General features: G+C 68.0%; 1 protein-coding gene. It reads right to left on the bottom strand.

The features are described 5' to 3' along the window. Positions 1 to 71 precede the first annotated feature (71 nt). Positions 72 to 1121, bottom strand: coding sequence for a hypothetical protein (locus tag ON45_RS20410; protein WP_148288810.1), 1050 nt, complete (start codon positions 1119 to 1121; stop codon positions 72 to 74). Positions 1122 to 1188 lie beyond the last annotated feature (67 nt).

The raw sequence follows: 1188 nt of genomic DNA on the forward strand, positions 1-1188 counted from the left end.
CTCGTGATCTTCTCCGGCGCTCCGTGCGCGAAGAGTTCACGAGAACGCTGGTTGCAGCTTCGGGTGCCGTGTCAGGACGTGCCGGATCGAGTCGCCGAATCGGCTGCCGCGTACGCGTCGGTCTCGGTGCGGTCGATCACCCGATCGACGTACCGCTCAGCGAAGCCGCCGAGGATCGCCCATGGGTAGGCGGCGAGCGCGGAAACGTTGACCAGGTTCTGGATGTCGGCCTGGAGGAGCACGACCAGGATCAAACCGATCACGCCTCCGAATGCCAGTCGGAGCATCACGAGATGCAAGGGGTTGACGACGTCCGAGAGGGTCTCGGCACGCGTCGAGTTCCGGGTGAACAGGACGTGGGAGACGGCGGCGCCCGTCACGGCGAGTCCCACGGTCGTGAGGTAGGCCGACAGACTGCCGAGGGCGTTGTCGGAGTCGGTCGACGGTCCAGCGATCAGCACTCCGATCGCCCCGAACACGAGCACCCCGACGAGCACCCACGCTCGATACGCGATTCCGCGAGCCGACTCGAACATCCGTCGTTCGAGTTCCGCGTCGTAGGTGTTCCTCTTCTGGCGGACGACCCACACGCGGCTGCGGAGTTCGTCGACGTCGACATCGTCGTCCAGGACGAGTTCACTTCCGGTGAGTTTCGACATCTCGACGGCGAGGCCGCGCTCGTCCATTCCCTCGATGATCTCGAGGCGTGCGGCTCGGAGCAACTGCCAGCCGTCGGCGACCCGTCGTTGCGCCAGGGCAGCCGCCGAGTCGTGGACGAGTGACATCGCGGCGATCGCCCACGGCTCGTCGGCCGCGTCCTCGGACTGGATCACCGAGTCGATGTGGCGGGCCGCGATCGTCAGTTCGGTGCGCAGGTGTCCCTCCGACGCCGAGGGTCGCGCCAGGTGGCGGGACACGGTCCGCAGACCGCTCACGAGTTCGGTGGTCATCGCCGCGGCCGCACTGCGATCGTCTTCGCCCTCGGCGGGCGCCGGAATCGGCAGGGTGTCGTCCGCCGGTCGGACCATCGTCCCGGCGGTCGGCGGGGACAGCTCCCCGGTCGGCGGGGTCGGCGTCGGGTCCGCCCCGGCTGAGGAGGGCAGCGGTGTCTCGTCGGTCACGCCCGCGATCATTGCAGACCCCGTTCTCGTGATCTGTTCTCGCGCTCCGTGCGCGAACTGTTCACGA

Source organism: Ilumatobacter nonamiensis YM16-303, from assembly GCF_000350145.1.
Lineage (GTDB): Bacteria > Actinomycetota > Acidimicrobiia > Acidimicrobiales > Ilumatobacteraceae > Ilumatobacter_A > Ilumatobacter_A nonamiensis.